The sequence below is a fragment of the Planktothrix prolifica NIVA-CYA 540 genome (assembly GCF_963864145.1).
Classification (GTDB): domain Bacteria; phylum Cyanobacteriota; class Cyanobacteriia; order Cyanobacteriales; family Microcoleaceae; genus Planktothrix; species Planktothrix agardhii.
In genome coordinates this window covers 4,654,335-4,677,498 of sequence record NZ_CAWLTW010000001.1, presented here as the reverse complement: position 1 = coordinate 4,677,498, position 23,164 = coordinate 4,654,335, and the positions used below count along the sequence as shown (strand labels likewise).

The following is a 23,164-nucleotide window of genomic DNA, read 5'->3' as shown; positions in this document are numbered from 1 at the left end:
TTAATTAAAAACATTATTCAAGCATTTTGACGCAATCGTGTGTGATAAAATCCTGATAATTTGTCACAAATGGAGGTAGTCCAGGTGCTAAAACAGATTCTCCCGACGCTTCTTTATTTGCAACTGCTAAATTAAGTTCAAATAAGAATTTCAGAGAATCTTCATCTGGATTCATGCCATAACCTAAACGGACTGCTAGATCAAGATTAGCATGAGCTTTATGTAAAGGTGTATCCCCTGGTTGATCTAATGTTTGATATAATTCTCGTAAACTCCAATTATTTTTGGTCATTATTTTTTGACGGACTTCTCTTAATTTTATCGCCGCATCTGCAATATTTCTAACTTGAGATATTGTCGGATTTTGAGGCCAGGGAAAAGTATTAAAAACAGAATCAGTTGTGTATCGAAAATCACTCTTTAAAGTTGAACATCTGGTAACAAACCAATTCCAATGAATACCAGATTGTAAAATCCCAAAAGAATAATCATCACTTAAAATAAAAACGATCAGAGCAGCGTTAGGACGTATGGAAGGATTAATAAATTCAAAAATAGGGCGTTTTGTCACTTGACAACAAACAATATAACGAGGTAAAGATTCAATTTTTTCAATCATTTCATGACGAGGATAGGAAAGTAACCACCACTTAGCAAAAAAACCTTGATGATGTCTATTGATTTTGGCTCTAGGATTATTTTTTCTAGCTTCTTGATTGCGCTTTTCTTCTTCTTTTGCTGCCGTTTCTCGTGTTGGTAAAACAAGTTCTCTAATCCTTTGGAGCAGTTTTTTATGAGTAGAAGCATCATTTAAACTAAGTGGGTGAAAATCAATTACAAATCGTTTAGGAAATGGGGGATTAGTCGAAAGTAAGTCGTCACCTGTTAGATAAGGAAAAATCACCTCTGAGTTGGACTTTGACTTAAAAAATACAGCAGCTTCTTCTGGCGATAGCAAAAAACCTTCATGTCCATGAGTTTGTCCCTGATAACAAGCTTCTGAATTAGCATTTGCCATAATTTTTTTAGCTTGAGTAACATCAAATCCCGCAGAAAGAGCCGAATTAATCCGATCTAATTCTAAAACTTGCCAAGGACTATCTAACGAGTCTCCCAACTGAGTGTAAAGTTTCTTTTTGCCCTGATATTCACCTTTTACCCAATTAACCATGGAAACCTGAACGACAGCATCACCCGACCAAACTTGACTGGATACAGCTTCGGTAATAGTGCCACTATTAGCAACAATATAGTCTAAACCACCTTCGCGGGAATAATTTTGACGAATTGTATTAGTACCAACTAAACCCGCCCGACCGCCTGTTATTAATTGATCATGGGTTTTGCGAAACCAATAAACACAGTAATCAGCACGTCCAGGTATATCTGGATATTTTTCTCTGAGTTTTCTCACATAATTATTACCAAATTCTTGCTGCATTTTATTCTTGGATTGAAAAGGAGGGTTGCCAATAATTGCATCAGCTTTAACCCAATCTTCAAATAAAGCATCTTTACAAACGATATTTTTATCTAGTGTATCTAAAGGAAGTGGGTTTTCATGTAACCCTAATTTATCAATAGCCACTTTCCGAGCAATTATTAATGTTACCCGTGCTAACTCTATGGCAAAAGGATTATTGTCAATTCCATAGAATTGTTCTGGAGTAACAAATCCTATACTTAACTGATGAGTGCCTGATTTTTCCGCTATTTTATCGAGTAATAACTGTTCGGATTGTTTGAGTTCCTGGTAAGCCATATACAAAAAATTACCCGACCCACAAGCCGGATCTAATACCCGATAGTTTTGTATTTCTAGTCGCAAAGAGTTTAATTCTTCAATTGTATTGGCTTGCTCAATTTTATCCTCCCAATGTTTACTAATTGTGGGTCGGACAATTTTCATAATATCGTTTTCTGAGGTGTAATGAATACCACCACTATGACGACTTTCCCCGGTAATTGTACTTTCAAATATGCTACCAAAAATAGCTGGACGGATCTTACTCCAATCTTCAGAAGCAGATGCGGCTAAAAATTCTAATTCTTCCCTATGTAAATCAAGCGGAGGAATGGTCGAAAATAATCCACCATTAAAATAATCCACGTCTTGATAACGACCATAAGGTGTAATTCCTTTGGTATTCATTTCCCGAAACAAACCATTATATAAAATATCGTATGTACTTTCGCCCTCTAAACATCGTTGAATACAGTTAGTAAAAAGGTTCGGGGGTAACATCCCTCTATACTGAGCAAACATGGCAATTACACATTGAAGCACAAATCTTTGAGCATCTAAATCGGTAAAATTATTTCTCTTATTTCTCTGACTTCTAGCCTGAAGTCTTTGAAATAACTCACCCATTCTTTGAGCCGCTCTTTTTGTTACTTCTATGATTTGCTGATTCCGAAAATTAGGACGCTGAGTGCTAAACTCCATAAAAGTAAAAGCGTCTAATCGTTCTGGTAATTCTACTAAACGAATAATATCAACTGGAGTATCAATGATTTTTTCAAAATCATAAATCCAAAACTCATCAAAATTACATAAAATTACATATCTTGGTCTGGGTGTTAAATTTCTGGAATATTCCCAGGCTTGACCATAATGTTGATTTAGTTTTTTTTCTTTCTTTGATTTCATTTCTATTAATACAGAATCTAAGGGCTCACGTCGCCAAAAAAGATCGGCGAATCCTGTATTACCTTTCCTGCTACCATCAGGAACAACTTCTTCACATATTGCTCCAGCCTCTCTTAAACCTTCTTTATAGCCAAATGCTTGAAAGAATTGATCTATAAATATTTGCCCTTCCCCTCTTTCTCGACCCGTAATATATTGCTGGCAATAATTAACAAAATGATGAATAGTTTCAGGTGTTGCTGGCATATAAGAATCAATATTTATGAGGTTCTAACATTTGCATCTAACACATTCCAAATTAAAACATCTTGAATTAAAAAGCGTTTTCCACATTCCCGATCACGGATTTAAGAGGACGACGCAGATGAACACAGATTAAAATCCGTGAAATCCGTGAAATCCTCTTAAATCTGTGATCCCGATTTCAAATATACAGATATTTAGAATAAACCGCCATTCCCGATCACGGATTTAAGAGGACGACGCAGATGAACACAGATTAAAATCCGTGAAATCCGTGAAATCCTCTTAAATCTGTGATCCCGATTTCAAATATACAGATATTTAGAATAAACCGCCATTCCCGATCACGGATTTAAGAGGATGACGCAGATGAACACAGATTAAAATCCGTGAAATCCGTGAAATCCTCTTAAATCTGTGATCCCGATTTCAAATATACAGATATTTAGAATAAACCGCCGCCTGTCCACAATATTGCTCTTGTTCATCTAACACATTCCAAATTAAAACATCTTGAATTAAAAAGCGTTTTCCACTACTGGAAATTCTCACTCCTTGATAGTTTTTAATAAATCCTTTAGCCGTAGTTTCTGCTAACAAGCGATCGCGTTCCTCCTGTAACATAGTTTCGGCGGTTTTTCGAGAAGGCATTTGAGTTAATTCTTCCCAGGTTAACTCCCACATTTTCAAGGCTTTTTGATTGCCATAATTTAAAATTGGATCTGGTTCAATTCCGTGGGAAACTAACACAAATGGCGCATAAAATAATGTCTCTGCAACTTCCTCCGGGGTGTCATCCAAATTTAACAGGATTTCCCCTGTCCAATGTTGATAACTCCTCAAAAGTCTTTGAGTATGAATAATAATTCTGTCTTGTTTCCAGGGTGAAATCATCGAAAATTTGGGTAGAAACCCCGTCCTTTAGCGAAGCGGAGGACGGCTTTATATTTCTTTAACAAGTAATAATTAAACCGTTTGAACGTCTAATTAAGGTGATTTTGCTAAAGGCTATCTGTCCTAACCGTTTCCAGTTAGCATCGCTGACAGATATTTGTTTTTTGGTTTGACCAGAAACATAGCCAATTCCTTTTGGAGAATTAACTAAATCACCTTTCCTCAAACCAAATTCTGTTGTAGTGCCGCCATATTTTCTTCTAATGTTACCCTTAGAAGGAACCATTAAATGAAGTTGGCGACGACTAATAGGGGGACGTTTAATTACCGCAAAAGGACAAGACGTTATCGTTACATTCCCTTGCCAACTATGCCCATGAGTATTGCTAGAAAAATGAGCTTTATACTCAAGAAAATAATAGCAAGCTAAAGTAATACCATCTACAGCATGAGATTTGACTGTTTGTTCTGACTTGTCTTTTGATTTCTCTAACTTCAGATATTTTCTTAGATTAGATGTTTGCCAACCATAAATAGTATGTACAGTAGCTAATTGACTCAACCAATTAACCATCTGTTTTTGACCTACCATAACGGCTGAAAATCCTTTTCCTGATTTAGCTCCTTTCCGTCCAGACGTTAAATCAACATCAGCTTTGACGTACTCAAAATAAATGTCGGTAATTGGAAACATTTTAAAAAGCTCTTTTACAACTCGTAATTCAAGTTGTCGATTAGCTCTAATTGATGGGGGTAATTTACCCTGTCTACGGTTTGAAAATCGTACTTGACGATGCGCTCTTTGGTTGAAAGGAATATTACGGTTAATCCTTCTTCCCCTTCTTCCATGCCTCATCATTCGTCGATTATCCATGCGTTCTCGAACTTTCTTAAAAGGTAATTCAAGATGTCCTGTCCAGAGGGTAAAATTGGCTGATTGAACGCCAATTCCTGAGTATAACTTACCTGGATCAATACCGACAGTAATGGGTTGAGTTTTGTCGTCAAGTGGTTCGACTTTTAGTTGAACATAAAATTGTCCTAAATCGTTAAATTTACCAATAGCTTTACCTTCTTTAATCCATCGTCTAGCTCGACTAGATTTAGTCGGCATTAAAGGTTGATTATTAGAAGATATTACAGGTACTCTTTGCATGGAGATAATCCTCAAGAGTTAAGTTAATAGTCCCTTTGCCCACCGTTAGAAATATGACTTGTCTTTAACAACACCTGAACCAATCAGGTTTAGAGGGAATCCGAACTAGGGAAGTATTCGGAGGTCTGTAACATCTAACGGCTCTGCGGGCTATTCACCTCTTGCGTCAACCGAATTGGTTCGGTCAATCCCCGTCCGTTTTACGGCGGGGTTGGTGAACTATGATACAAAGATAGTGTTTACAAATCTTAATAAAATGACAACCACAACTTCCCCCCAAATCACAACCCCCTTTGAACCCCAGACCTGGACATGGAAAGGTCATCAAATCCAGTATACCGCCACCGGAAGCGGACAGCCCTTAGTCCTGATTCATGGGTTTGGTGCGTCCATTGGACATTGGCGTCATAATATCCCTATTTTAGCCCAAGGAGGATACCAGGTTTTTGCTTTAGATTTATTGGGATTTGGGGCCTCTGCAAAACCCAATCTCGATTATAGTTTAGAATTGTGGGAAGAATTACTAACAGATTTTTGGGCAGAAAAGATTCAACAACCCGCTATTTTTATCGGCAATTCTATCGGGGCATTATTGGGTTTAATCATGGTTGCTAACCATCCTGAAATATCAGCAGGAGCGGTATTAATTAATTGTGCGGGTGGGTTAAATCATCGCCCTGAAGAATTGAATTTACCCCTACGGTTGATTATGGGATTATTTGCAAAAGTCGTGAATAATCCTATTATTGGGCCGTTTATGTTTAATCAAATTCGACAAAAACACCGCATTAGAAATACTTTACATCAAGTTTATGGCAATAAACAAGCCATTACCGATGAATTGGTAGAGCTATTATATACTCCTTCTAATGATATTGGTGCTCAACAGGTCTTTGCTTCGATTTTAACCGCCCCTCCCGGCCCTCAACCCTCAGAATTATTACCCCAAATTCAACAACCGTTATTAATTATTTGGGGAGAAACTGACCCTTGGACACCAATTACTGGGGCAAAAATTTATCAAGATTTGGCGGAAATAAATCCATCTGTTGAATTTATTTCAATTCCAGATACAGGTCATTGTCCCCATGATGAACGTCCCGAACAGGTAAATGCTATGATTTTGAATTGGTTAGACCAATTGAATCTAAAATAAACTCTTGTAGGGTGGGCCTAGCTCACCTAATTAATAAAAAAGCATAAAATATTATGGGAATAGGAAACTACGAACGCCAAAGCCAATATTTTAATAGTCCTGAAATTTATAAATCCTCAGAAGAAATTTATTCTGATTTAGATAGCTGGACTAATGAAATTTTTGAACAAGAATCTGACCGTTTTGAAAACGTAAATTTTCATATTTTACTCCCGCCTTTGTTTTATGAAGGTAAATTTATTAAAGGATTATATTTTAGTGAATCTGTAGATTTATTAAATAAACTTTTACCTCAACTTTCTGAGGTTTTCTTTTCGATAGCTGATTCCCTTTGGTGTGCTTATCCTTGGTCTAATACGGCTGATGCCTATTTTTGTTTATATGATAATCCCTCCCGTGCAGATTGGTTTAAAAAAACCTATCCTCAACGGGCTAATAAAATTTTAATTCCGGCTTCTAATGGCGATTTTATTAATGAATATTTGATTGCACCTCAGCCCATTAAAACCAAAGATATTGATATTTTGTGCGTGGCTAAATTATCTCCTATTTATAATTTACCGATAATTGCCCAGGCATTAAATATTTATCAAAAAAAATATAATAAACCTTTAAAAATGACTCTAATTTTAGAGGATAATTTTGATTTTAATTCTATTGAATTACTAAGTAATGAAGCTCAATTAGAATGGCAAAAAATTCAAACTATTTTAGTTAACAATTTAGATAATATTAAAATAGTTTCTCAAGTTGACTATTATCAAGAAATGCCTCTGTATTATTCTCGGTCTAAAGTTTGTCTTTTGGGTTCTCTTTTAGAAGGAAAAAATCGCAGTCTTTCAGAAGCGATGAGTTGTAATATTCCGGTGATTTGTTTTCGGCAATTCAATCAATATGTCAGAGGTAAAGCTGAATTATTCCCTACGGGATCAGGGTTATTATCGGAATTTGATCCTGAAGCTCTAGCTGATAATATTCATACTACTTTAGATAATTTAACGGTTTTTCAACCCCGTTTTAATTATTTAAAATATCAAGGTCGCAAAAACTTTTTTAATACTTGTTTAGATAGTTTTCCTTATTATTATAACACAGTTCCTGATTATATTAAAGGACAAGCCTATAATAATTTATGGTTAGATTTAGCCCTACAATATAATTATCAAATCAGTCTGCATGATTTTTTATATGGACGTTCTCCGCGATCGCATTTACAAGGATTAGTTAATATTTATAAAATTCTGAATCAATGGATTAGAATTCACGATTAAGATTAAAGAGAGAAACACAAAGGCACTAAGACACGAAGTAAGAAGGTAGGATAATCACAATTATGAAAACAATTAATTACCGCAGAATTATTGATTTAACCCATAAAATTCATCCTGATATTCCTTTATGGCCAGGTGATCCGGTTGTGGAATTAGAAACTATAGCAGATTTTTCGACATCGGGATATTATTTAAGAAGGTTTTCCATGGGAGAACATAGTGGAACTCATTTGAATTCGCCTAAAAGTTTTTATCAAGATGGAATTGGAATTGATGATTATTCGCCAGAGTCTTGTATTCTTCCCGCAGTTGTGATTAATATTAGAGAAAAAGCTAGTCAAAATCCTGATTCAATTTTAACGGTGAGTGATATTGAATTATGGGAAAAACAGTATAATATTATTCCTGAAAATAGTATGGTTTTACTTTATACAGGTTGGCAGAAAAAATGGCATAATCCCATTGATTTTTTAAATATTGATACCGAGGGAAAACTGCACTTTCCGGGGTTTGGGAGTGAAGCAACTCAATTTTTAATCGAACAGCGCAATATTAAGGGAGTTGGAATTGATACCCATGGAGTTGACCCAGGTTTTGATAATAGTTTTAATACTAATAAACTGATTTTGAAAAATAACGGTTTTGTGTTAGAGAATTTGACCAATCTGGATCAACTTCCCGCCACTGGAATTACCTTAATTATCGGTATTTTAAAATTAACAGGCGGTTCGGGTTCACCTGTTTCTGTGTTAGCCTTAATTTAAGTTAAACTGTTAATTACCCGGTCGTTTAACTCTTGAATTCTGACGACTTGAGCCATAATTTCCCCATCGGGGCGTTAAACTAGATAGAAATGAGCGTAGCAACGGGAAAAGGTAGAATGAATAGGTCTTGGATCAAAACCTGGATGGGAGGGTCAAATCCTCAACAGATAGTCCCCCAGAAAACAAAGATTGGGAAAAGACTGGGGCGACTTTTGGGAAGTTGGATGATCGCCCAAGGGGTGCTGATGGGAACTCCGGCTTTTGCGGATAACGTCCCAAAAACCATCAGCTACAGTCAACTGTTGCAGAAAATTCAAGCCGGGGAAGTTCAAAAAATTGAAGAAGACCCCTCACGACAAATGGCGAAAGTCACTTTGAAGGGAGAGAAAGATAAAAAGGCTGGGTCGATATATTTTGTCTCCCTGTTTGCCCAAAACCCGGAATTGATGGGAGAAATTCGGGCAAATAATGTCGAGTATGGAGTTAGCCCTTCGGCGGATAATAGTATGGCCATGGGGCTGATCGTCAATATGCTGATTATTTTTGGCCTATTGGCGATTTTATTAATGATTCTGCGACGGTCTACCCAAGCATCGGGCCAAGCGATGAATTTTGGCAAATCCAAGGCCAGGTTTCAAATGGAGGCGAAAACCGGAATCTTATTTGAAGATGTGGCGGGAATTGAGGAAGCTAAGGAAGAATTACAGGAAGTTGTCACTTTCTTGAAGCAACCGGAACGTTTTACCGCGATTGGGGCTAAAATTCCCAGAGGAGTATTGTTAATTGGGCCCCCAGGGACGGGAAAAACCCTCTTAGCCCGGGCGGTGGCTGGGGAAGCCGGAGTCCCGTTTTTTAGTATTTCTGGGTCGGAATTTGTGGAGATGTTCGTCGGGGTCGGCGCTTCCCGGGTGCGGGATTTATTTAGAAAGGCGAAGGAAAATGCCCCCTGTTTGGTGTTTATTGATGAAATTGATGCGGTCGGACGTCAACGGGGCGCGGGTATTGGTGGGGGAAATGATGAGCGTGAACAAACCCTAAACCAATTATTAACGGAAATGGACGGTTTTGAAGGAAATACGGGCATTATTGTGATTGCGGCGACTAACCGCCCCGATGTTTTGGATGCGGCGTTATTGCGTCCGGGTCGATTTGATCGACAGGTTATGGTGGATTTACCTAGTTTTAATGGCCGCTTGGGGATTTTGGAAGTTCATGCTCGGAATAAGAGGTTATCGGAGGATGTTTCTTTAGATGCGATCGCCCGTCGGACGCCGGGATTATCGGGGGCAGATTTAGCGAATTTACTCAATGAAGCGGCGATTTTAACCGCCCGACGTCGTAAGGAATCAATTACTCCTTTAGAAATTGATGATGCGATTGATCGGATTACGATTGGGTTAGCTTTAACGCCGTTATTAGATAGTAAGAAAAAGCGTCTGATTGCCTATCATGAAATCGGACACGCTTTGTTAATGACTTTATTGAAGAATTCTGATCCTTTAAATAAAGTTACCATTATTCCGCGTTCGGGAGGAATTGGCGGTTTTGCTCAACAAATGTTTAATGAAGAAATGGTGGATAGTGGGTTATATACAAAATCCTGGTTAATTGATCAAATTACCATTTGTTTGGGCGGACGGGCGGCGGAAATGGAGGTTTTTGGGGATTCGGAAGTTACGGTTGGGGCGAGTAATGATATTCAAACGGTAACGAATTTAGCCAGGGAAATGGTGACTCGTTATGGAATGTCGGAATTGGGTTTAGTTGCTTTAGAAAGTCCCTCGGCGGAAGTGTTTTTAGGTCGAGGATTTCCTTCTCAATCGGAATATTCGGAGGAAGTAGCTACCCAAATTGATCATCTAATTCGAGATCTGGCTTTTGACTGTTATGAAAAAGCCCGAAAACTGGTTCGTGACAACAGAATGTTAATGGATCAGTTGGTGGAATTACTGTTAGAAATTGAAACCTTGGAGGGAGAACAATTTCGGAAATTAGTGGCAGAATATACTCCCCTGACAGTTAAGGTTAGTTAAGCTGTTAAACACCTAGATTTAGGGCTGTTTTGTTCTCTGGCTGACCTGTTTGATCAAAAAAGCGATCGCCTCTGAAAAATTAGCAAGCGATCGCTATCTAATTGATTAATTGAAAAAGGGATAAACTCGCTCTAGTTGATGACTTTGGTTGTGAGCTAATCCATTCCAGAATTTGATCAACTTTCTGTTGTAAATTAGCAACATCAACAATGACCTTACCAATTCCGACATTTTCATCCCGAACTTTAAACTGACGCACATCGCGACCAAAGCCCATCAGTGCTGGACGTTCCACATAAGTGACACGGTGCAACACCCGCCAAGTGTTATTGGGCTTACCCCCAAGAGTTTCACGCAACGCCCGTGCTTCTTCGTCATTGCTTTACAACCATTCCGGGTCAACCACATAGTTAAAGAAGTCTTGGAAGTGTTGGGTACTCCCTTCAAGATAGAAACTCATAAAGCGATAACGGTCAACTTTTTCCCATGGCAGGATGGGGTTATCTTTATAGTCCGTCACCCCTTTATTTTCCATCCCACTCAAGTCAATATTCAACTCAAAACCCTTGCTACGAGATTCGGTTTTACTCATGGTTTGAGTCATGTTAACGGTGGCTTGGGCGAAGAGTTCTGACTCCATATTGTGCAATGTAAATACGTTTTAGCTATTGCTCTGCAAAAGCACTTTTACATAGCAATAAGACGACTTTAACTAGAAAGAAACAGCGTAGTTATAGACTTTTGCGCCTGAACGGGGGATAATTGCCCAGCGCATTGTACTTTCAAGAAAATATTCGTACACTGTACGATCCTTAGTACCAATTTGTAGTTCAAAAATCCAATTTTCTGGCACTGTTTCCCCAAAATCCGCAGTCTGGCGGTCAGAAGTAGGATATAAGATAAGTTTTGCATCTGCATTCATCAAAGAACGCAATTTTTCCGTAGCCATTGCTTTAGTAGCATCTGCTGGTAAACCAAAAAGACCCGGCTTTTTAAGAATCATTGCTAAAGGACTTTCAGGATGAGTATCATCCTCCAGAAAACTCTTAATTGCTAAAGATAAAGCTTCAGTAAATGTAACTTTACCCGTTAAAGACATTTGTTTGTTAATTGCACTATGAGTCGCAACAAACTGTAATTGAGGAACTTGGAATTGTTGTTTGATACCAGCAATGGTATTTTTTCCATAAGCTAAAGTAGAAACATTGTTTCCGGCTGCATCAAAAAGTTTAGCTTCATCTCCGGCATCATTCCAAATGGCAGTACCACTACCAAAGGAGAAACCACCCGTTTCAGGATGTACTTCATTAGTATAAACGCGGAAACTCTTACCAGCTTCTAAGATAGTGCCTTGTGGGAACGTGAATACTTGCTTGAGGCTACCCGCAGAAGTGATTTTCCAACCGGAGAGATTCGCTGGACTGTTACCGGGGTTGCTAATCTCTATATATTCATCGGCTTGAGTGCGTTTGACTTGACCTTTATAAACTAATTTGGAAATCGTTACATCTTTAGTCGCGGTGATGGTAAATTCTTCCGAGTCACTGACTAAAGGTTCGGGCGTTGTTTCCGGTGCAGGAGTTACTTCTGGTACGGGTTGGGGTGCGGGGGTTACTTCCGATGTTGTTTCCGGTGCAGGAGTTACTTCTGGTACGGGTTGGGGTTGGGGTGCGGGGGATTGAATAACAGGAACAGCACCTTTCACCAGGATTGAGTAAATTCGATTGCTTGAACCTGAAAAAGCTGTCGCGTTAGCACCAGAGGCAGTGAAAAGAGCTGTGCCAGTTAAATTTCCTAAGTCCCAAGCGTCCTGTGCAGTTTTACGGTTGAAACTGACAGAACCTGCTCCGGGATAATAGATCCCAATATAGTCACCTTTTTTCACTGTAATGGGTGTAGATATGGCAAACTGGTTAAGTCCCACCACTGGGGTTTTGAGATCGCTCTTGCCCACTACTGACCAAGAACCTGCTTCCTTTCTGTAAATAATCAGTTGTACAGATGCTGTTGTATCCGCCCAAATTTCCCAGGCATTAAGATCACCATTGATGTTGATGGGATTGTTGGTATCTACGATATAAAAATTAGTTCTGCTATCACTAATTTCCCGCTTTTTCAGTTCATTTCCACCAGTCAAAGCTTCGGTAGATTGGAGACTTGATATTTCACTGTTATTCATGGATGTTTTATGTAACTTGTAATTGATTCATCTATACTACCGCTATCTTGCGATCGCGTCCAATTAAACCTCACATCTTCCGTCATGGTTAATTCCACTGAAGTTGCGCCGTTATAATCATCGGCTAAGGTGAGGTTTTCACTAGGTACTGGGGGTGCTCCTTCGATGTAACCCAATAAAGTGGGAGCAAATTGAGCATTGCCAATCCATTTGTAAGTCCTATTTGATCAAAAAAGCGATCGCCCCTGAAAAAATTAGCAAGCGATCGCTATAAACTACCAAATTTGTTCCAGATTTAGCACAAAATCTGGTAATACATCTTCACCTGAAATACTATTAGGAATATCTAAAACTTCTATTTCTTTACCAATTCTGTAAATCTCAACTTGTTGATTTTTGCAATTAATTAACCAACCCAGCCGACAGCCATTTTCCATATATTCTTGCATTTTGTCTTGAGTTTTTTTCAAACTATCATTAGGAGAAAGTAACTCAATCACAAAATCAGGACATAAAGGAATAAACTTTTCTCTTTGTGCAGAAGTTAAAGCCAGCCAACGAGATTTTTCTAACCAAGCAACATCAGGCGATCGATCTGCTTTATTTGGTAAAGTAAAACCAGTGGATGAGTCAAAAACTTCACCTAATTGAGTACGTTCATTCCAAATTCCTAATTGTAAATTAAGTTTAGAATTGCGTTTTCCTGTTTCTCCTCCAGTGGGTGGCATAACAATTAATTCTCCCTCAGCATTACGTTCTAATTGTAAATCTGGATTAGCTGCACACAGTTGATAAAATTGATCATGTGTGAGTTTAATAATCGGATTGAGATTTAAAGTAACTGTATTCATTTTCCCCTCAAATTAATTGTTATAATTGATGACAAATTGAAATTGAGATTAATTGAGTTTTCAGGTGTTAAAATGTGGAGTTTGAGGTTTTCCCATCCCATCGGTTAAAGCATAACTTGTTGTTAATAACCACATCCAAAGTTTAGGATAACGGGGTTCTAACCAGGGTTGAATTTTGCGACTGAAATTAGGAAGCCAACCGCAAAGGAAACTAATCATAGATAATACCATAAATTGAATAAAATTCTTCATCCATCTTAGAACTTCTCCCACATTTACAAAGTCTAAAATCCAAATTAATAATAAAGGATTTATCCGGGCTGCTTTCAGGGCTAACCGCGTAAAAATCCACCAAGTGGTTCGATCTTTAATAAACGTTTCCGCAATTTCTTGAGATTCTGTTGCTAAAACCCCAAAAAAAGTATTTAAAATTGAGTTAATTTTTTCTGGGGGTAAATATTTACCCGTGGGTACCATCATCCCTTTAGAAAATAACCAGGTAACAGAAACATTAGTTTGATACGCCCGAATTTGATCTAGGGATTTTGCGGTTAATAAATTATGTTTTAAAGCGGTATTTAATAGGTCTGTTAATCGAGATAAATTCCGCACTAAAGACCCAAATCCCGTAAACACCAAGGGAGATTGTAAAGAAGCAGCATCGCCAATTAAAATTAATCGATCAACACTAATTTTGCGATCGCTACTTCCGGTACTAAAATGCCCCGGAATATAGCCAAAAGTTGGTTTTTTCCAAACTAATTTATCCATATCACAGCGACGATATTCGGGTAAAATAGTGAAAAAATCTTCATACATTTCCAATAGAGAACCGGGGTTTTTAGGATTAACTTGATGATAGTGAAACAGATAAAAAGTTAATTCATTTCCTGCTCCGGGAAACAGTTCCCAAATTAACTGTCTACCCCGAGAAATATCCCCATGACTATTTAAAACGTCCCCATAGGTGGCATCCCAAACCCCCGGTTCAAACCCCCCCTCAATTACCGCCCCCACCGTCGGACATACGCTATCAAAAGCCCGTCCTCCGTTCAATTGCCAAGCAATAGGGGAGGCCGTTCCCATGGCATCTACTAATAGCCTTCCGGTGGCAGTTCGTTCGGTTTGGCTGGGAATATGCAGGGAATTAATAGTAACTTGATTGGGGTTAATATTCGCTTGTAAAAACTCCGTTTCATCCCAAATATCTCCTCCAGCTTGCTTGAGTTTTTCCCCGGATAATTTTAATAGAATTTCAGCATCTAAGGCAACATTTAAAACCGTTGGAGTATGGAGAATTTCAGCTTGAGCAATTTTAGGATTATAAGCATCAAAAAACTTATGAAATCCATCTTTATATTCTCTGGCGATAAAACTTTCGATTTCCGTCGGGGTAAATAATTTTAAATCAATTAAACTTTTTAACTCACTCCGAGAAATATTCCATTCTCGGTTCATCCGACCAAAAGGCAACCGTTCAATTAATAATACTTTATAGCCTAATCTTGCCATCACCGCCGCATGAATTACCCCTAAAGCACCCCCGATATAAATTAAGTCATAATTAGGGGAATCATCGGTCTGGGAATCATCACTTTTAAAAATAACTTGTTTAGGAGTTTGGGGATTTCTTACTCCTTCTCGCCAGCGTTTTTCCCACCAATAAACCCGTTTGAGATCAAATTCCCCATTGGGCATTTTTTTGAAGTATTTGACCGTTAAAGGATAATCTTTTTCTAATCCTTCAAAAATAGATTGTTGAGATAAATTAATCTCTGGAGGTTCGGGATATTGATGGGGAAATGCGGTTCTAATTTCGGTTTCTAAATGCTTTAAAAATAGTTTTTCTTGGGTTTTGGGCGGTTGACCGATGCGAAATACTTTTAAATAAGTTGTCCGTTGCACTGACCAAACAAAAATTGAAAGTTCATGACATTCTGTCGTGTTTTCATGCTGGGGAGAAAACCGCAACCTAAAACCATCGGGGGTGATAAATTTTTCCCCCATTTCTGCTTGAAATTTTTCTTGCAACCAAGTACAAACCTGTTGAGTACCGGGAGTGGGAACTTCAAGATATAAAATTTCTTTGATGTTTGCCATTCTCAGCTTGACCTCAGTTGCAATAACTTTACCAGATCAAGTTGTACCATAAAATGGGATCAGATAATTTTGGAAAAGCAAAAATGAGTGAAAAAACAGCAATTCAAGGTTTAATCCAGCAACAGCGAGACTTTTTTGCCACTGGACAAACCCAGGATATCCAGTTTCGCCTTACCCAACTTCAGGGTTTGAAACAGGCGATCGCCTTCCATGAAACAGCCATTATTAATGCGATAAAAGCCGATTTATGCCGTCCTGACCTGGAATCATGTTTTGAGTTTTCCCCCGTTGCTGAACTCAATTATGCCATTAAACATCTCAAATCTTGGGTTAAACCCCAAAAAATTCCCGCCTCTTTAGGTCAACTTCCCGCCTCAACATTTATTTATCCTCAACCTTTAGGAATTATCCTAATTATAGGCCCTTGGAATTATCCGTTTCAACTATTGATTTCTCCTTTAATTGGAGCGATCGCGGCGGGCAATTGTGCGATTTTAAAACCTTCGGAAATTGCTGTTAATACCTCTAAAATTATTAGTGATATTATCAGCAAAACCTTTAATTCTGAATATATTGCCGTGGTTGAAGGCGGAGTCGAAACCAGTCAAGAATTATTAGCCGAAAAGTTCGATCATATTTTCTTTACCGGGGGGCAAAAAGTCGGTCAAATTGTCATGGAAGCCGCAGCCAAACATTTAACCCCAGTTACTTTAGAATTAGGAGGAAAAAGTCCCTGTATTGTCGAGGATGATATTCAATTAGATTATACCGCAAAACGGATTATTTGGGGTAAATTAATTAATGCGGGTCAAACTTGTATCGCCCCCGATTATTTATTAGTAAATTCTCGAATAAAATCGGAATTAATTATCGCGTTGCAGAAATGGATTAAAACTTTTTGGGGAGATAATCCCGAAACCAGTCCCGACTATTCGCGGATTATTAATCAATTTCATTTTAACAGATTACAGCAATTTTTAAACGTGGGTCAGATTATTACCGGAGGCAAAACTAACCCGGAAACCAGATATATTGCTCCCACTTTAATTGATAATATTTCCTGGGATGATTTAATTATGCAGGAGGAAATTTTTGGGCCAATTTTACCTATTTTAGAATATCAGGATTTAGGAGAAGCGATCGCAAAAATCAACAGTCGTCCCAAACCTTTAGCATTATATTTATTTTCTAACGATAAAAACAAACAAAACCGAATATTACAAGAAACCTCATCAGGAACCCTCTGTTTTAATGATACCGTACTCCAAATTGGGGGGAAATCTTTACCCTTTGGCGGTGTTGGAGAAAGTGGGATAGGAAGTTACCATGGAAAAACCACCTTTGATCGATTTTCCCATTATCGTAGTGTATTAAAACAAACATTTTTATTAGATTTACCCCTACGTTATCCACCCTATAAAGGCAAAGAATGGTTAATAAAAAAAATTCTAATGCAATAATTAAGATATAATAGTTATTTTTTACAGTTGCTATGTCAATCCAGTTTCGCTTTCATCCTGAAAAAGCAGTTAGCAATTCGGGAAGCATATTTAGACAAGGTTCTTCATGACTAGCATCACCATTAATTTGGGAGATGAATCCGTTGTGGCTTATCAGTATGCTCGTGAAATGAATGCTATTGATTTAGCTAGTTTAATCACTCCTGGTAGCCCGATTCCAAATGGATATTTTTCTGCTAATGTTCTTGCAAGAATTCAGCAAGGTGGTTTAGCTTCTAAGCGGTTAAGAAATAGATATAAAATCGCTCTCAAAGCATTTTTAGGAATGTCGGATTAATTAATCTAAAAATAAGGTTTTAAAGCTGTGGCGACGATATCGGGGGGAGTCGGGAGTGAAATAACTCCACAGGGTTTCCCAATAAAAAAATGAGATTCCATCAAAGCCGCGATCGCGCACAACCTTCATTTGTTTTTCAATTTGTTCCATCGGAACAGGATGGCGTAATGTTCCACTTAATAACCCAATAATTACCGGGACTTTCCGCCTAGCAATTTGAACAGATTCATGGTCTAATTCTGAAATAAATTTTACCATACTATCTCGATAAACTTGTAAAATAATTTCATCCACTAATCCTTGATCGACCCAGGTTAACCAATCTTGTAAATACATTTCATAGGTATATTCATAAGGATTAGGGGATAAAGAAATAAGACAATTAGGTTTAGCTATTTTAACTTTTTTAACAATTCTTTCAACTAATTTAGTAATTTTATTTGCTCTCCAACTTCGCCATTCTTGATCATAATAATCATTAGGGGGAGACTGACCATTATGTTCTTTTTGATAGAGTTTAATCGTATATTCATCATAGCCAAATTCCACGGGAAGACCGAAATGATCATCCAGTTGAATCCCATCAATATTATATTTCATTACTACTTCTAAAATCAAATCTTCAATAAACTGTTGGACTTCAGGATGTAAAGGATTTAACCAGACATTGTTAATAGTCATCCATTCTAATATTTGATTAAAAATCCAGTTTTTAACTTTAGTTTGATAGGAAACATCCTCAGAACTCCTTAAAGGATCTAACTCTTTTTCTCCTTTTTGAGTTTGGGCGATCCAGTCGGGATGTCGTTGGACAATAGCAGAGTTTTTAGGCGCCATAAACCCATATTCAAACCAAGGAATTACTTTTAATCCTTTTCTGTGTCCTTCTAAGACAATTTTTGATAGGATATCTCCCCCTAATTGGGTTATATTTAATAATGAATCTTGAGAGCGACCCATGACTCTTTTTCCCACTGCACTTTTATAAAATGTGCTTCCTCTATTCCAAACTACGGGATAAATGGTATTAAATTTTAGTTGCGATAATTGATCTAAAGCGCGATTAATTCCCCAAGGAAAAAATAAGACTCCACTGCTAACATTTGTTAACCAAACTCCTCTAACTTCATTGGGGATAATTAAAATTGGTTGGGAAGATGTGGGCGGAATTAAAAGGGCGATCGCTAAAATCAATGATAAAATTAAACTGGAAATTCCATAGATAATTAAGCTGGTTTTTTTTGTTAATTTCATTATTATTAAGGAAGGAAACACAAAGGCACTAAGACACGAAGAAGGAGAATTGCAAGCGCAACCTCAAATAATAGATTATTTTAATATAATTTTTTCCATTGCTGATCAATATTTTGGGTCGTATCAATGGTGGTAAGATAGTTTTTTTCGGAATCTGTAAAAGGTTGAGATGTGGTACGTTGGGAGGTTAATAAATCAATAGTTGCGTCAGAAATATCCCCTTGACGTTGTTGTAAACGTTCTTGTAAAATATCCATTGGTGCTGTACATTCAATAATTTGTAGGGGTAATTGATGGGTATGACAGGTTTCTATGACTTCTCCCCGTCGTTCTTGTTGCTCATATTTGGCATCTAAAATTACCCAAAATCCTTGTTTTGCTAATAATAATCCTAATTCTAATAACCGTTTATAGGTTTTTTCGGTCATCTCTGGAGTATAGATTTCTTCTCCTCCTGGTTCGTGGAGAGGAACATTTGCTAAATGTTTTCTAACTGCATCGGAACGAATATGAATGGCATTTAATTGTTTAGATAGTTGGCGGGCGGTGGTGCTTTTTCCTGACCCCGATAACCCCGACATCATCACGATTCCTCCTAAAGATTTGCGGGTATATTGCCAAGCTAATTTATAATATTGAGTTGCTTCTTGTTTGGCTATTTCTTTTTGTTCTTCAGTAATAGCTGAATCATCTAATATTAAGGAATTAACTTTGGCTCTAACATAGGCTTGACGGGTCAAATAAAATGGTAATAATTGTAATCCTTCCCAGTCCCCAGTGTTTTCAATATAAGTATTTAAAAACTTATTTCCTAAATCATTCCGTCCTCGTCCTTCTAAGTCCATAACCACAAAAGCCACATCATAAATTACATCAACAAACCGAAATTCTTGATTAAATTCAATCCGATCAAATAGTAATATTTTATCTTGATAAATACAGATATTTTTTAAATGTAAATCTCCATGACATTCTCGAATAAATCGGTTTTCAATCCGACTCTTAAAAATAGCTTCATGGGTTTCAAAAAATCTATCTGTATATTCTTTAGTTTGTTCATATTGTTCTTGAGTTTGACAACAACCAATATATTTTTCTGTTTTTAGATAATTTCCATCAATGGAATGACGAATTTGAGCAATTTCTCCAAATTGTAAAATTTGCTCATTGCTGGGACAATTGAGATGAAACTTAGCCACAACATTTCCTAAATCCTCCATTTCTTGTTTTGTTAATTTATCTTGATTAAACAAATTAATAAATAAATTTTCTTGGGGGAATTGGCGCATTTTTAAGCTATATTCAATGGCATGATTTTGATTTTCCCCAAATTGAAAGAGATCGCCTACTTCTATTATTGGTAAAACCTCTAAATACAATTCTGGTGCTTGTTGCTGGTTCATTTGTAATTCTTGTTCACAAAAATATCGTCGTTTCTCTAAGGTCGAATAATCTAAAAATCCAAAATCAACTATTTTTTTAATTTTATAAGCGTATTCTCCCGTTAATAATATAAATGAAATATGAGTTTGTAAAAGTTCAATGGGTTCCTGTACCGGATGGGGATAAAAATCCGGTTCTAACATTTGTTGAATTAGCAGAGGAAGTTCAGAGTCAGTCATATTAAAAAAAGATCAAAATGAATTGAATTTTGCGAAAGAAACGGTAATCAGTTGGGTATTATTTTTATTATCTCACCGAAAAAAGCAAATTCTCATAATTTGAAAATAAAAGTTACAGAAAATTTGCTATGATCAACAATTGAATTGTTCAAACCGTTTTACAGAAATAGTCAATGACAGAACCCAAATCCTTTAATGTCTTTGGTGTTGGAAATGCCCTCCTCGATATTTTGGCATTAGTTGAGGATAATTTTATTCAAAGCCATGACCTCAACCGAGGTGCTATGACCCTGATGGATACGGTCAAACAGGGGAAATTATTGCAACAATTAGAAAACAATTCCCTAGAATTACGTTGTGGGGGCTCTGCTGCTAATACTATGATTGCGATCGCCCAAAGTGGCGGTACGGGAATTTATTCGGGTAAAGTTAGTACGGATACCAATGGCGAATTTTATCAACAGGATATGGTCGCCGCTGGAATTGGGTTTGAAATTGAACCCGCCGATAATAGCCAAGGGCCAACGGGAACCTGTTTAGTATTAACAACTCCCGACGCAGAACGTACTATGTGTACTAATTTGGGGGTTTCCACAACCTTATCGGTGACGGATATTAATCTTGATCATTTGAGTCAGTGTCAATACAGTTATATTGAGGGCTATTTGTGGGATGCACCCGAACCTCGTAAGGCTAGTATTGAAACAATGGAACATTCTAAACGCCTAGGGGTAAAGGTGGCGTTTACCTTTTCCGATATGTTTTTAGTCGGACGGTTTGGGGATGATTTTCGCAGTGTTTTAACTGAATATTGTAATGTGTTGTTTTGTAATGCGGATGAGGTGCGCCACTTCTGCGGTAGCGAAGATTTAGAGGTTTGCGCCCGTCAGTTAGGAGAAAAGGTGAATTTTGTTTTTATTACTAATAGTGATAAGGGCTGTTTAGTAGTGGAAAACCAAACCCTAATTCATGTTCACGGTTTCCCGGTTAAACCCGTGGATACTGTTGGGGCGGGGGATGCTTTTGCAGGTGGGGTATTATACGGACTTACCAACGGTTTAACCACTACCCAAGCCGCCCGTTGGGGAAACTATCTCGGTTCCCAAATTGTTCAAATTCATGGCCCTCGCTTACCCGAATCTCAACGGGATAAATTAAAGGAAATTATTAGTTAGGGTCTGGGGTGAGGGTTCGGGTTTCGGGGTTATTAGCGAGGGAGGACGCTCTCACTGCTCTTTGCAAACTGCTCCCCCTGCTTCCCCCTACTCCCTAAAATTAAGCTTCGGCGTCGCCTTCCTCACCACGTTCTGGACGAATGATGCTAACAACTACTTGTTCGCCATCACCCGTGGCTTTAACTCCATCAGGTAAGTTAAGTTCTCTAATATGCAGGGCTTGACCTTGATGTAATTCTGTGACATCCACATCAATACGAGCGGGAATGCTACCGGGTTCGCACTCAATTTCCAATTCAGAGAGGACGACATCTAACAGACCGCCTTCCATTTTGACCCCAATAGATTCGCCGACAAAATGCAGACGAACAGAAACGGTTAAACTGTCTTGTTGAGCCACGGAAAAGAAGCTCAGGTGATAGGGAAATCCCTTCCAAGAATGTTTTTGCACTTCTCTGAGTAGGGTTTTACCACTCCAAGAGATATCAGGAATATTCAGTTGAATTAGAGCCTGGTTAACAACGTTCTTTTTGAGTAGGTTTTCTACGGTTTTCGCCGGAATGGTAATGCTAATGGATTCTGCCCCTTGATGGCCATACAGCACCGCCGGAATTAATCCTTGACGACGCAAAGCATTGGGTTTAGAGCCTTCTGGTCGTTTTTGACCTTCAATCGTAATTTCCATGAGGTTTCTTTTACTTAGGGTAAAACGCTTAAAAATTTTTAGCCAAACTATCATTATACCAAAATCTAGCCAAATCGCCATAAAAAATCCTCCCATTACCAAGGGGAGGGCTGGGGTGGGGTCTAAATAAAAAATCCTCCCATTACCAAGGGGAGGGCTGGGGTGGGGTCTAAATAAAAAATCCTCCCATTACCAAGGGGAGGGCTGGGGTGGGGTCTAAATAAAAAATCCTCCCATTACCAAGGGGAGGGCTGGGGTGGGGTCTAAACTAAACTATGATCGGGTTGATAGGATGTAATTGTCTTCATATATTGGGCGCGTTCATAAGCTGATTTATCCTCACAATGGAGTTGCGACATAGAACCCTGCATTTGTTTAACAGACTCATATTCGTGTTCTTCCATCCAGTGTTTCATATCCTCCTCCATGACTTTAATATAATTAAAACCATGACGTAATAAGGTTGAACACACTTGAGTAATTTTTGCCCCCGCCATTAATACTTTAATTGCATCATGACCACGTTGAACCCCACTGGTACAGGCTAAATCCGCATTAATTCGACCATATAAAATTGCAATCCAACGCATAGGTAAACGCAGGTCATGGGGACTACTTAAAATAGTTCCCGGTTCAACAATCAATTCTTCGGGGTTAATATCCGGTTGCAGAAAGCGATTAAATAATACTAAACCATCGGCCCCCGCATCGCAACATTGTTTCGCCATATTTGCCATATTGCTGAAATAGGGACTCAGTTTTAAAGCCAGAGGAATAGTAACTTCCGCCTTAACATCTCTAATGGTATTTAGATAGTTTTGTTCGATTTGTTCTCCTGTTAAATTAATGTCCGTTGGTACATAATAAATATTCAATTCAATCGCATTCGCCCCCGCCTGTTGCATCAGTTGAGCATATTCCACCCAACCCCCAGGAGAAAAACCATTTAAACTAGCAATAATCGGGATATTTGTTGATTCTCTAGCCTGACGAATATGTTCTAAATAAAGTTCTGGCCCAACGTGGTATTCATCAGGTTCAGGAAAATAACTTAAAGCCTCCGCAAAGCTATTTGTTCCGTATTCTAAATGATGATGCAGTTCAAATTTATCCCGCAGTAATTGTTCCTCAAATAAGGAATGTAAAACCACCGCCGCCGCCCCCGCATCTTCTAAGCGTTTAATATTATCAATATCTTCAGATAACGGTGCAGCAGCAGAAGGAACAATCGGAGTTCGTAAATTTAATCCTAGATAAGTTGTGGTTAAATCCATTGTTTTTAGTCCTAGGTTTTAGATGATTAATAATGATTGGTTTTGCGAGGAGATCAGACC

20 protein-coding genes are annotated in these 23,164 nt (G+C 38.0%); 7 read left to right on the top strand and 13 right to left on the bottom strand.

Annotated elements, in window-relative coordinates; all coding sequences use genetic code 11:
- Positions 1-13: 13 nt before the first annotated feature.
- The 3 genes from AC559H_RS20720 to AC559H_RS20710 form a co-directional block, all read right to left on the bottom strand.
- Entirely contained in the window at positions 14-2,896 is a 2,883-nt protein-coding gene (locus AC559H_RS20720; RefSeq protein ID WP_026798584.1) for a class I SAM-dependent DNA methyltransferase, read from the bottom strand.
- Between the two features lie 426 nt (positions 2,897-3,322).
- Positions 3,323-3,787: an MEKHLA domain-containing protein gene (locus AC559H_RS20715; RefSeq protein WP_026798583.1), complete on the bottom strand. Its 465-nt coding sequence runs from the start codon at positions 3,785-3,787 to the stop codon at positions 3,323-3,325.
- Between the two features lie 58 nt (positions 3,788-3,845).
- A complete protein-coding gene (locus AC559H_RS20710; RefSeq protein ID WP_026798582.1) occupies positions 3,846-4,943 on the bottom strand; it encodes an RRXRR domain-containing protein in 1,098 nt (365 codons plus the stop codon).
- A 256-nt stretch (positions 4,944-5,199) separates the two neighbouring features.
- Between AC559H_RS20710 and AC559H_RS20705 the strand changes: the two genes are divergently transcribed.
- The 4 genes from AC559H_RS20705 (at position 5,200) to ftsH (ending at position 10,167) form a co-directional block, all read left to right on the top strand.
- The gene (locus AC559H_RS20705) at positions 5,200-6,099 is read left to right on the top strand and encodes an alpha/beta fold hydrolase (protein WP_026795081.1); all 900 of its coding nucleotides are present in this window, start codon (positions 5,200-5,202) and stop codon (positions 6,097-6,099) included.
- Between the two features lie 53 nt (positions 6,100-6,152).
- The gene (locus AC559H_RS20700; protein WP_051319464.1) at positions 6,153-7,370 is read left to right on the top strand and encodes a glycosyltransferase; all 1,218 of its coding nucleotides are present in this window, start codon (positions 6,153-6,155) and stop codon (positions 7,368-7,370) included.
- A 62-nt stretch (positions 7,371-7,432) separates the two neighbouring features.
- Positions 7,433-8,134, top strand: a complete 702-nt coding sequence (locus AC559H_RS20695) for a cyclase family protein (RefSeq protein ID WP_026788297.1) — start codon at positions 7,433-7,435, stop codon at positions 8,132-8,134.
- Positions 8,135-8,277: 143 nt separating this feature from the next.
- On the top strand, positions 8,278-10,167 hold the full coding sequence (gene ftsH / locus AC559H_RS20690; protein ID WP_051319467.1) for an ATP-dependent zinc metalloprotease FtsH: 1,890 nt from the start codon (positions 8,278-8,280) through the stop codon (positions 10,165-10,167).
- A 97-nt stretch (positions 10,168-10,264) separates the two neighbouring features.
- Here the strand turns inward: ftsH and AC559H_RS20685 are convergent, their stop codons facing one another.
- The 6 genes from AC559H_RS20685 to AC559H_RS20660 form a co-directional block, all read right to left on the bottom strand.
- Positions 10,265-10,525, bottom strand: a complete 261-nt coding sequence (locus tag AC559H_RS20685) for a hypothetical protein (RefSeq protein ID WP_233423080.1) — start codon at positions 10,523-10,525, stop codon at positions 10,265-10,267.
- A 24-nt stretch (positions 10,526-10,549) separates the two neighbouring features.
- Complete coding sequence (locus tag AC559H_RS20680; RefSeq protein ID WP_026795082.1) at positions 10,550-10,807, bottom strand: hypothetical protein; 258 nt, start codon at positions 10,805-10,807, stop codon at positions 10,550-10,552.
- A 72-nt stretch (positions 10,808-10,879) separates the two neighbouring features.
- A complete protein-coding gene (locus AC559H_RS20675) occupies positions 10,880-12,346 on the bottom strand; it encodes a lamin tail domain-containing protein (RefSeq protein WP_026788300.1) in 1,467 nt (488 codons plus the stop codon).
- Positions 12,343-12,522 (bottom strand): hypothetical protein, encoded by a 180-nt coding sequence (locus tag AC559H_RS20670; RefSeq protein ID WP_141292553.1) that lies wholly within the window; start codon positions 12,520-12,522, stop codon positions 12,343-12,345. The genes AC559H_RS20675 and AC559H_RS20670 overlap by 4 nt, the downstream gene beginning before the upstream one ends.
- Before the next feature lie 99 nt (positions 12,523-12,621).
- Complete coding sequence (locus tag AC559H_RS20665; RefSeq protein ID WP_026788301.1) at positions 12,622-13,197, bottom strand: Uma2 family endonuclease; 576 nt, start codon at positions 13,195-13,197, stop codon at positions 12,622-12,624.
- A gap of 60 nt (positions 13,198-13,257) precedes the next feature.
- Complete coding sequence (locus tag AC559H_RS20660; protein WP_026795083.1) at positions 13,258-15,288, bottom strand: FAD-dependent oxidoreductase; 2,031 nt, start codon at positions 15,286-15,288, stop codon at positions 13,258-13,260.
- A gap of 62 nt (positions 15,289-15,350) precedes the next feature.
- Here AC559H_RS20660 and AC559H_RS20655 point away from each other — a divergent pair, with 62 nt between their 5' ends.
- Both AC559H_RS20655 and AC559H_RS20650 read left to right on the top strand, forming a co-directional pair.
- Entirely contained in the window at positions 15,351-16,757 is a 1,407-nt protein-coding gene (locus AC559H_RS20655) for an aldehyde dehydrogenase (RefSeq protein ID WP_071782505.1), read from the top strand.
- A gap of 106 nt (positions 16,758-16,863) precedes the next feature.
- Positions 16,864-17,094: a hypothetical protein gene (locus AC559H_RS20650; RefSeq protein ID WP_051319465.1), complete on the top strand. Its 231-nt coding sequence runs from the start codon at positions 16,864-16,866 to the stop codon at positions 17,092-17,094.
- Here AC559H_RS20650 and AC559H_RS20645 read toward each other — a convergent pair whose 3' ends face one another.
- The gene (locus AC559H_RS20645; protein WP_036831272.1) at positions 17,095-18,348 is read right to left on the bottom strand and encodes a glycoside hydrolase family 10-like protein; all 1,254 of its coding nucleotides are present in this window, start codon (positions 18,346-18,348) and stop codon (positions 17,095-17,097) included.
- Positions 18,349-18,428: 80 nt separating this feature from the next.
- On the bottom strand, positions 18,429-19,970 hold the full coding sequence (locus tag AC559H_RS20640; protein WP_026795086.1) for a bifunctional aminoglycoside phosphotransferase/ATP-binding protein: 1,542 nt from the start codon (positions 19,968-19,970) through the stop codon (positions 18,429-18,431).
- Between the two features lie 173 nt (positions 19,971-20,143).
- On the opposite strand from AC559H_RS20640, the gene AC559H_RS20635 reads away from it, so the two are divergent.
- Positions 20,144-21,145, top strand: a complete 1,002-nt coding sequence (locus AC559H_RS20635; protein ID WP_026795087.1) for an adenosine kinase — start codon at positions 20,144-20,146, stop codon at positions 21,143-21,145.
- Positions 21,146-21,245: 100 nt separating this feature from the next.
- On the opposite strand, the gene AC559H_RS20630 is transcribed toward AC559H_RS20635, so the two are convergent.
- Together AC559H_RS20630 and AC559H_RS20625 are read right to left on the bottom strand one after the other, a co-directional pair.
- Positions 21,246-21,830: a 50S ribosomal protein L25/general stress protein Ctc gene (locus AC559H_RS20630; protein ID WP_026788307.1), complete on the bottom strand. Its 585-nt coding sequence runs from the start codon at positions 21,828-21,830 to the stop codon at positions 21,246-21,248.
- Positions 21,831-22,093: 263 nt separating this feature from the next.
- A complete protein-coding gene (locus tag AC559H_RS20625) occupies positions 22,094-23,104 on the bottom strand; it encodes a dihydroorotate dehydrogenase-like protein (protein ID WP_026795088.1) in 1,011 nt (336 codons plus the stop codon).
- Positions 23,105-23,164 lie beyond the last annotated feature (60 nt).

Bases quoted from the DNA above. Each gene is read 5' to 3' on its own strand.
- ftsH (WP_051319467.1), top strand. From the start codon at position 8,278: ATGGGAGGGTCAAATCCTCAACAGATAGTCCCCCAGAAAACAAAGATT.
- AC559H_RS20625 (WP_026795088.1), bottom strand. From the start codon at position 23,104: ATGGATTTAACCACAACTTATCTAGGATTAAATTTACGAACTCCGATT.
- AC559H_RS20635 (WP_026795087.1), top strand. From the start codon at position 20,144: ATGACAGAACCCAAATCCTTTAATGTCTTTGGTGTTGGAAATGCCCTC.
- AC559H_RS20650 (WP_051319465.1), top strand. From the start codon at position 16,864: ATGACTAGCATCACCATTAATTTGGGAGATGAATCCGTTGTGGCTTAT.
- AC559H_RS20645 (WP_036831272.1), bottom strand. From the start codon at position 18,348: ATGAAATTAACAAAAAAAACCAGCTTAATTATCTATGGAATTTCCAGT.
- AC559H_RS20715 (WP_026798583.1), bottom strand. From the start codon at position 3,787: ATGATTTCACCCTGGAAACAAGACAGAATTATTATTCATACTCAAAGA.
- AC559H_RS20695 (WP_026788297.1), top strand. From the start codon at position 7,433: ATGAAAACAATTAATTACCGCAGAATTATTGATTTAACCCATAAAATT.
- AC559H_RS20710 (WP_026798582.1), bottom strand. From the start codon at position 4,943: ATGCAAAGAGTACCTGTAATATCTTCTAATAATCAACCTTTAATGCCG.
- AC559H_RS20700 (WP_051319464.1), top strand. From the start codon at position 6,153: ATGGGAATAGGAAACTACGAACGCCAAAGCCAATATTTTAATAGTCCT.
- AC559H_RS20630 (WP_026788307.1), bottom strand. From the start codon at position 21,830: ATGGAAATTACGATTGAAGGTCAAAAACGACCAGAAGGCTCTAAACCC.
- AC559H_RS20675 (WP_026788300.1), bottom strand. From the start codon at position 12,346: ATGAATAACAGTGAAATATCAAGTCTCCAATCTACCGAAGCTTTGACT.
- AC559H_RS20665 (WP_026788301.1), bottom strand. From the start codon at position 13,197: ATGAATACAGTTACTTTAAATCTCAATCCGATTATTAAACTCACACAT.
- AC559H_RS20705 (WP_026795081.1), top strand. From the start codon at position 5,200: ATGACAACCACAACTTCCCCCCAAATCACAACCCCCTTTGAACCCCAG.
- AC559H_RS20680 (WP_026795082.1), bottom strand. From the start codon at position 10,807: ATGGAGTCAGAACTCTTCGCCCAAGCCACCGTTAACATGACTCAAACC.
- AC559H_RS20640 (WP_026795086.1), bottom strand. From the start codon at position 19,970: ATGACTGACTCTGAACTTCCTCTGCTAATTCAACAAATGTTAGAACCG.
- AC559H_RS20720 (WP_026798584.1), bottom strand. From the start codon at position 2,896: ATGCCAGCAACACCTGAAACTATTCATCATTTTGTTAATTATTGCCAG.
- AC559H_RS20655 (WP_071782505.1), top strand. From the start codon at position 15,351: ATGGGATCAGATAATTTTGGAAAAGCAAAAATGAGTGAAAAAACAGCA.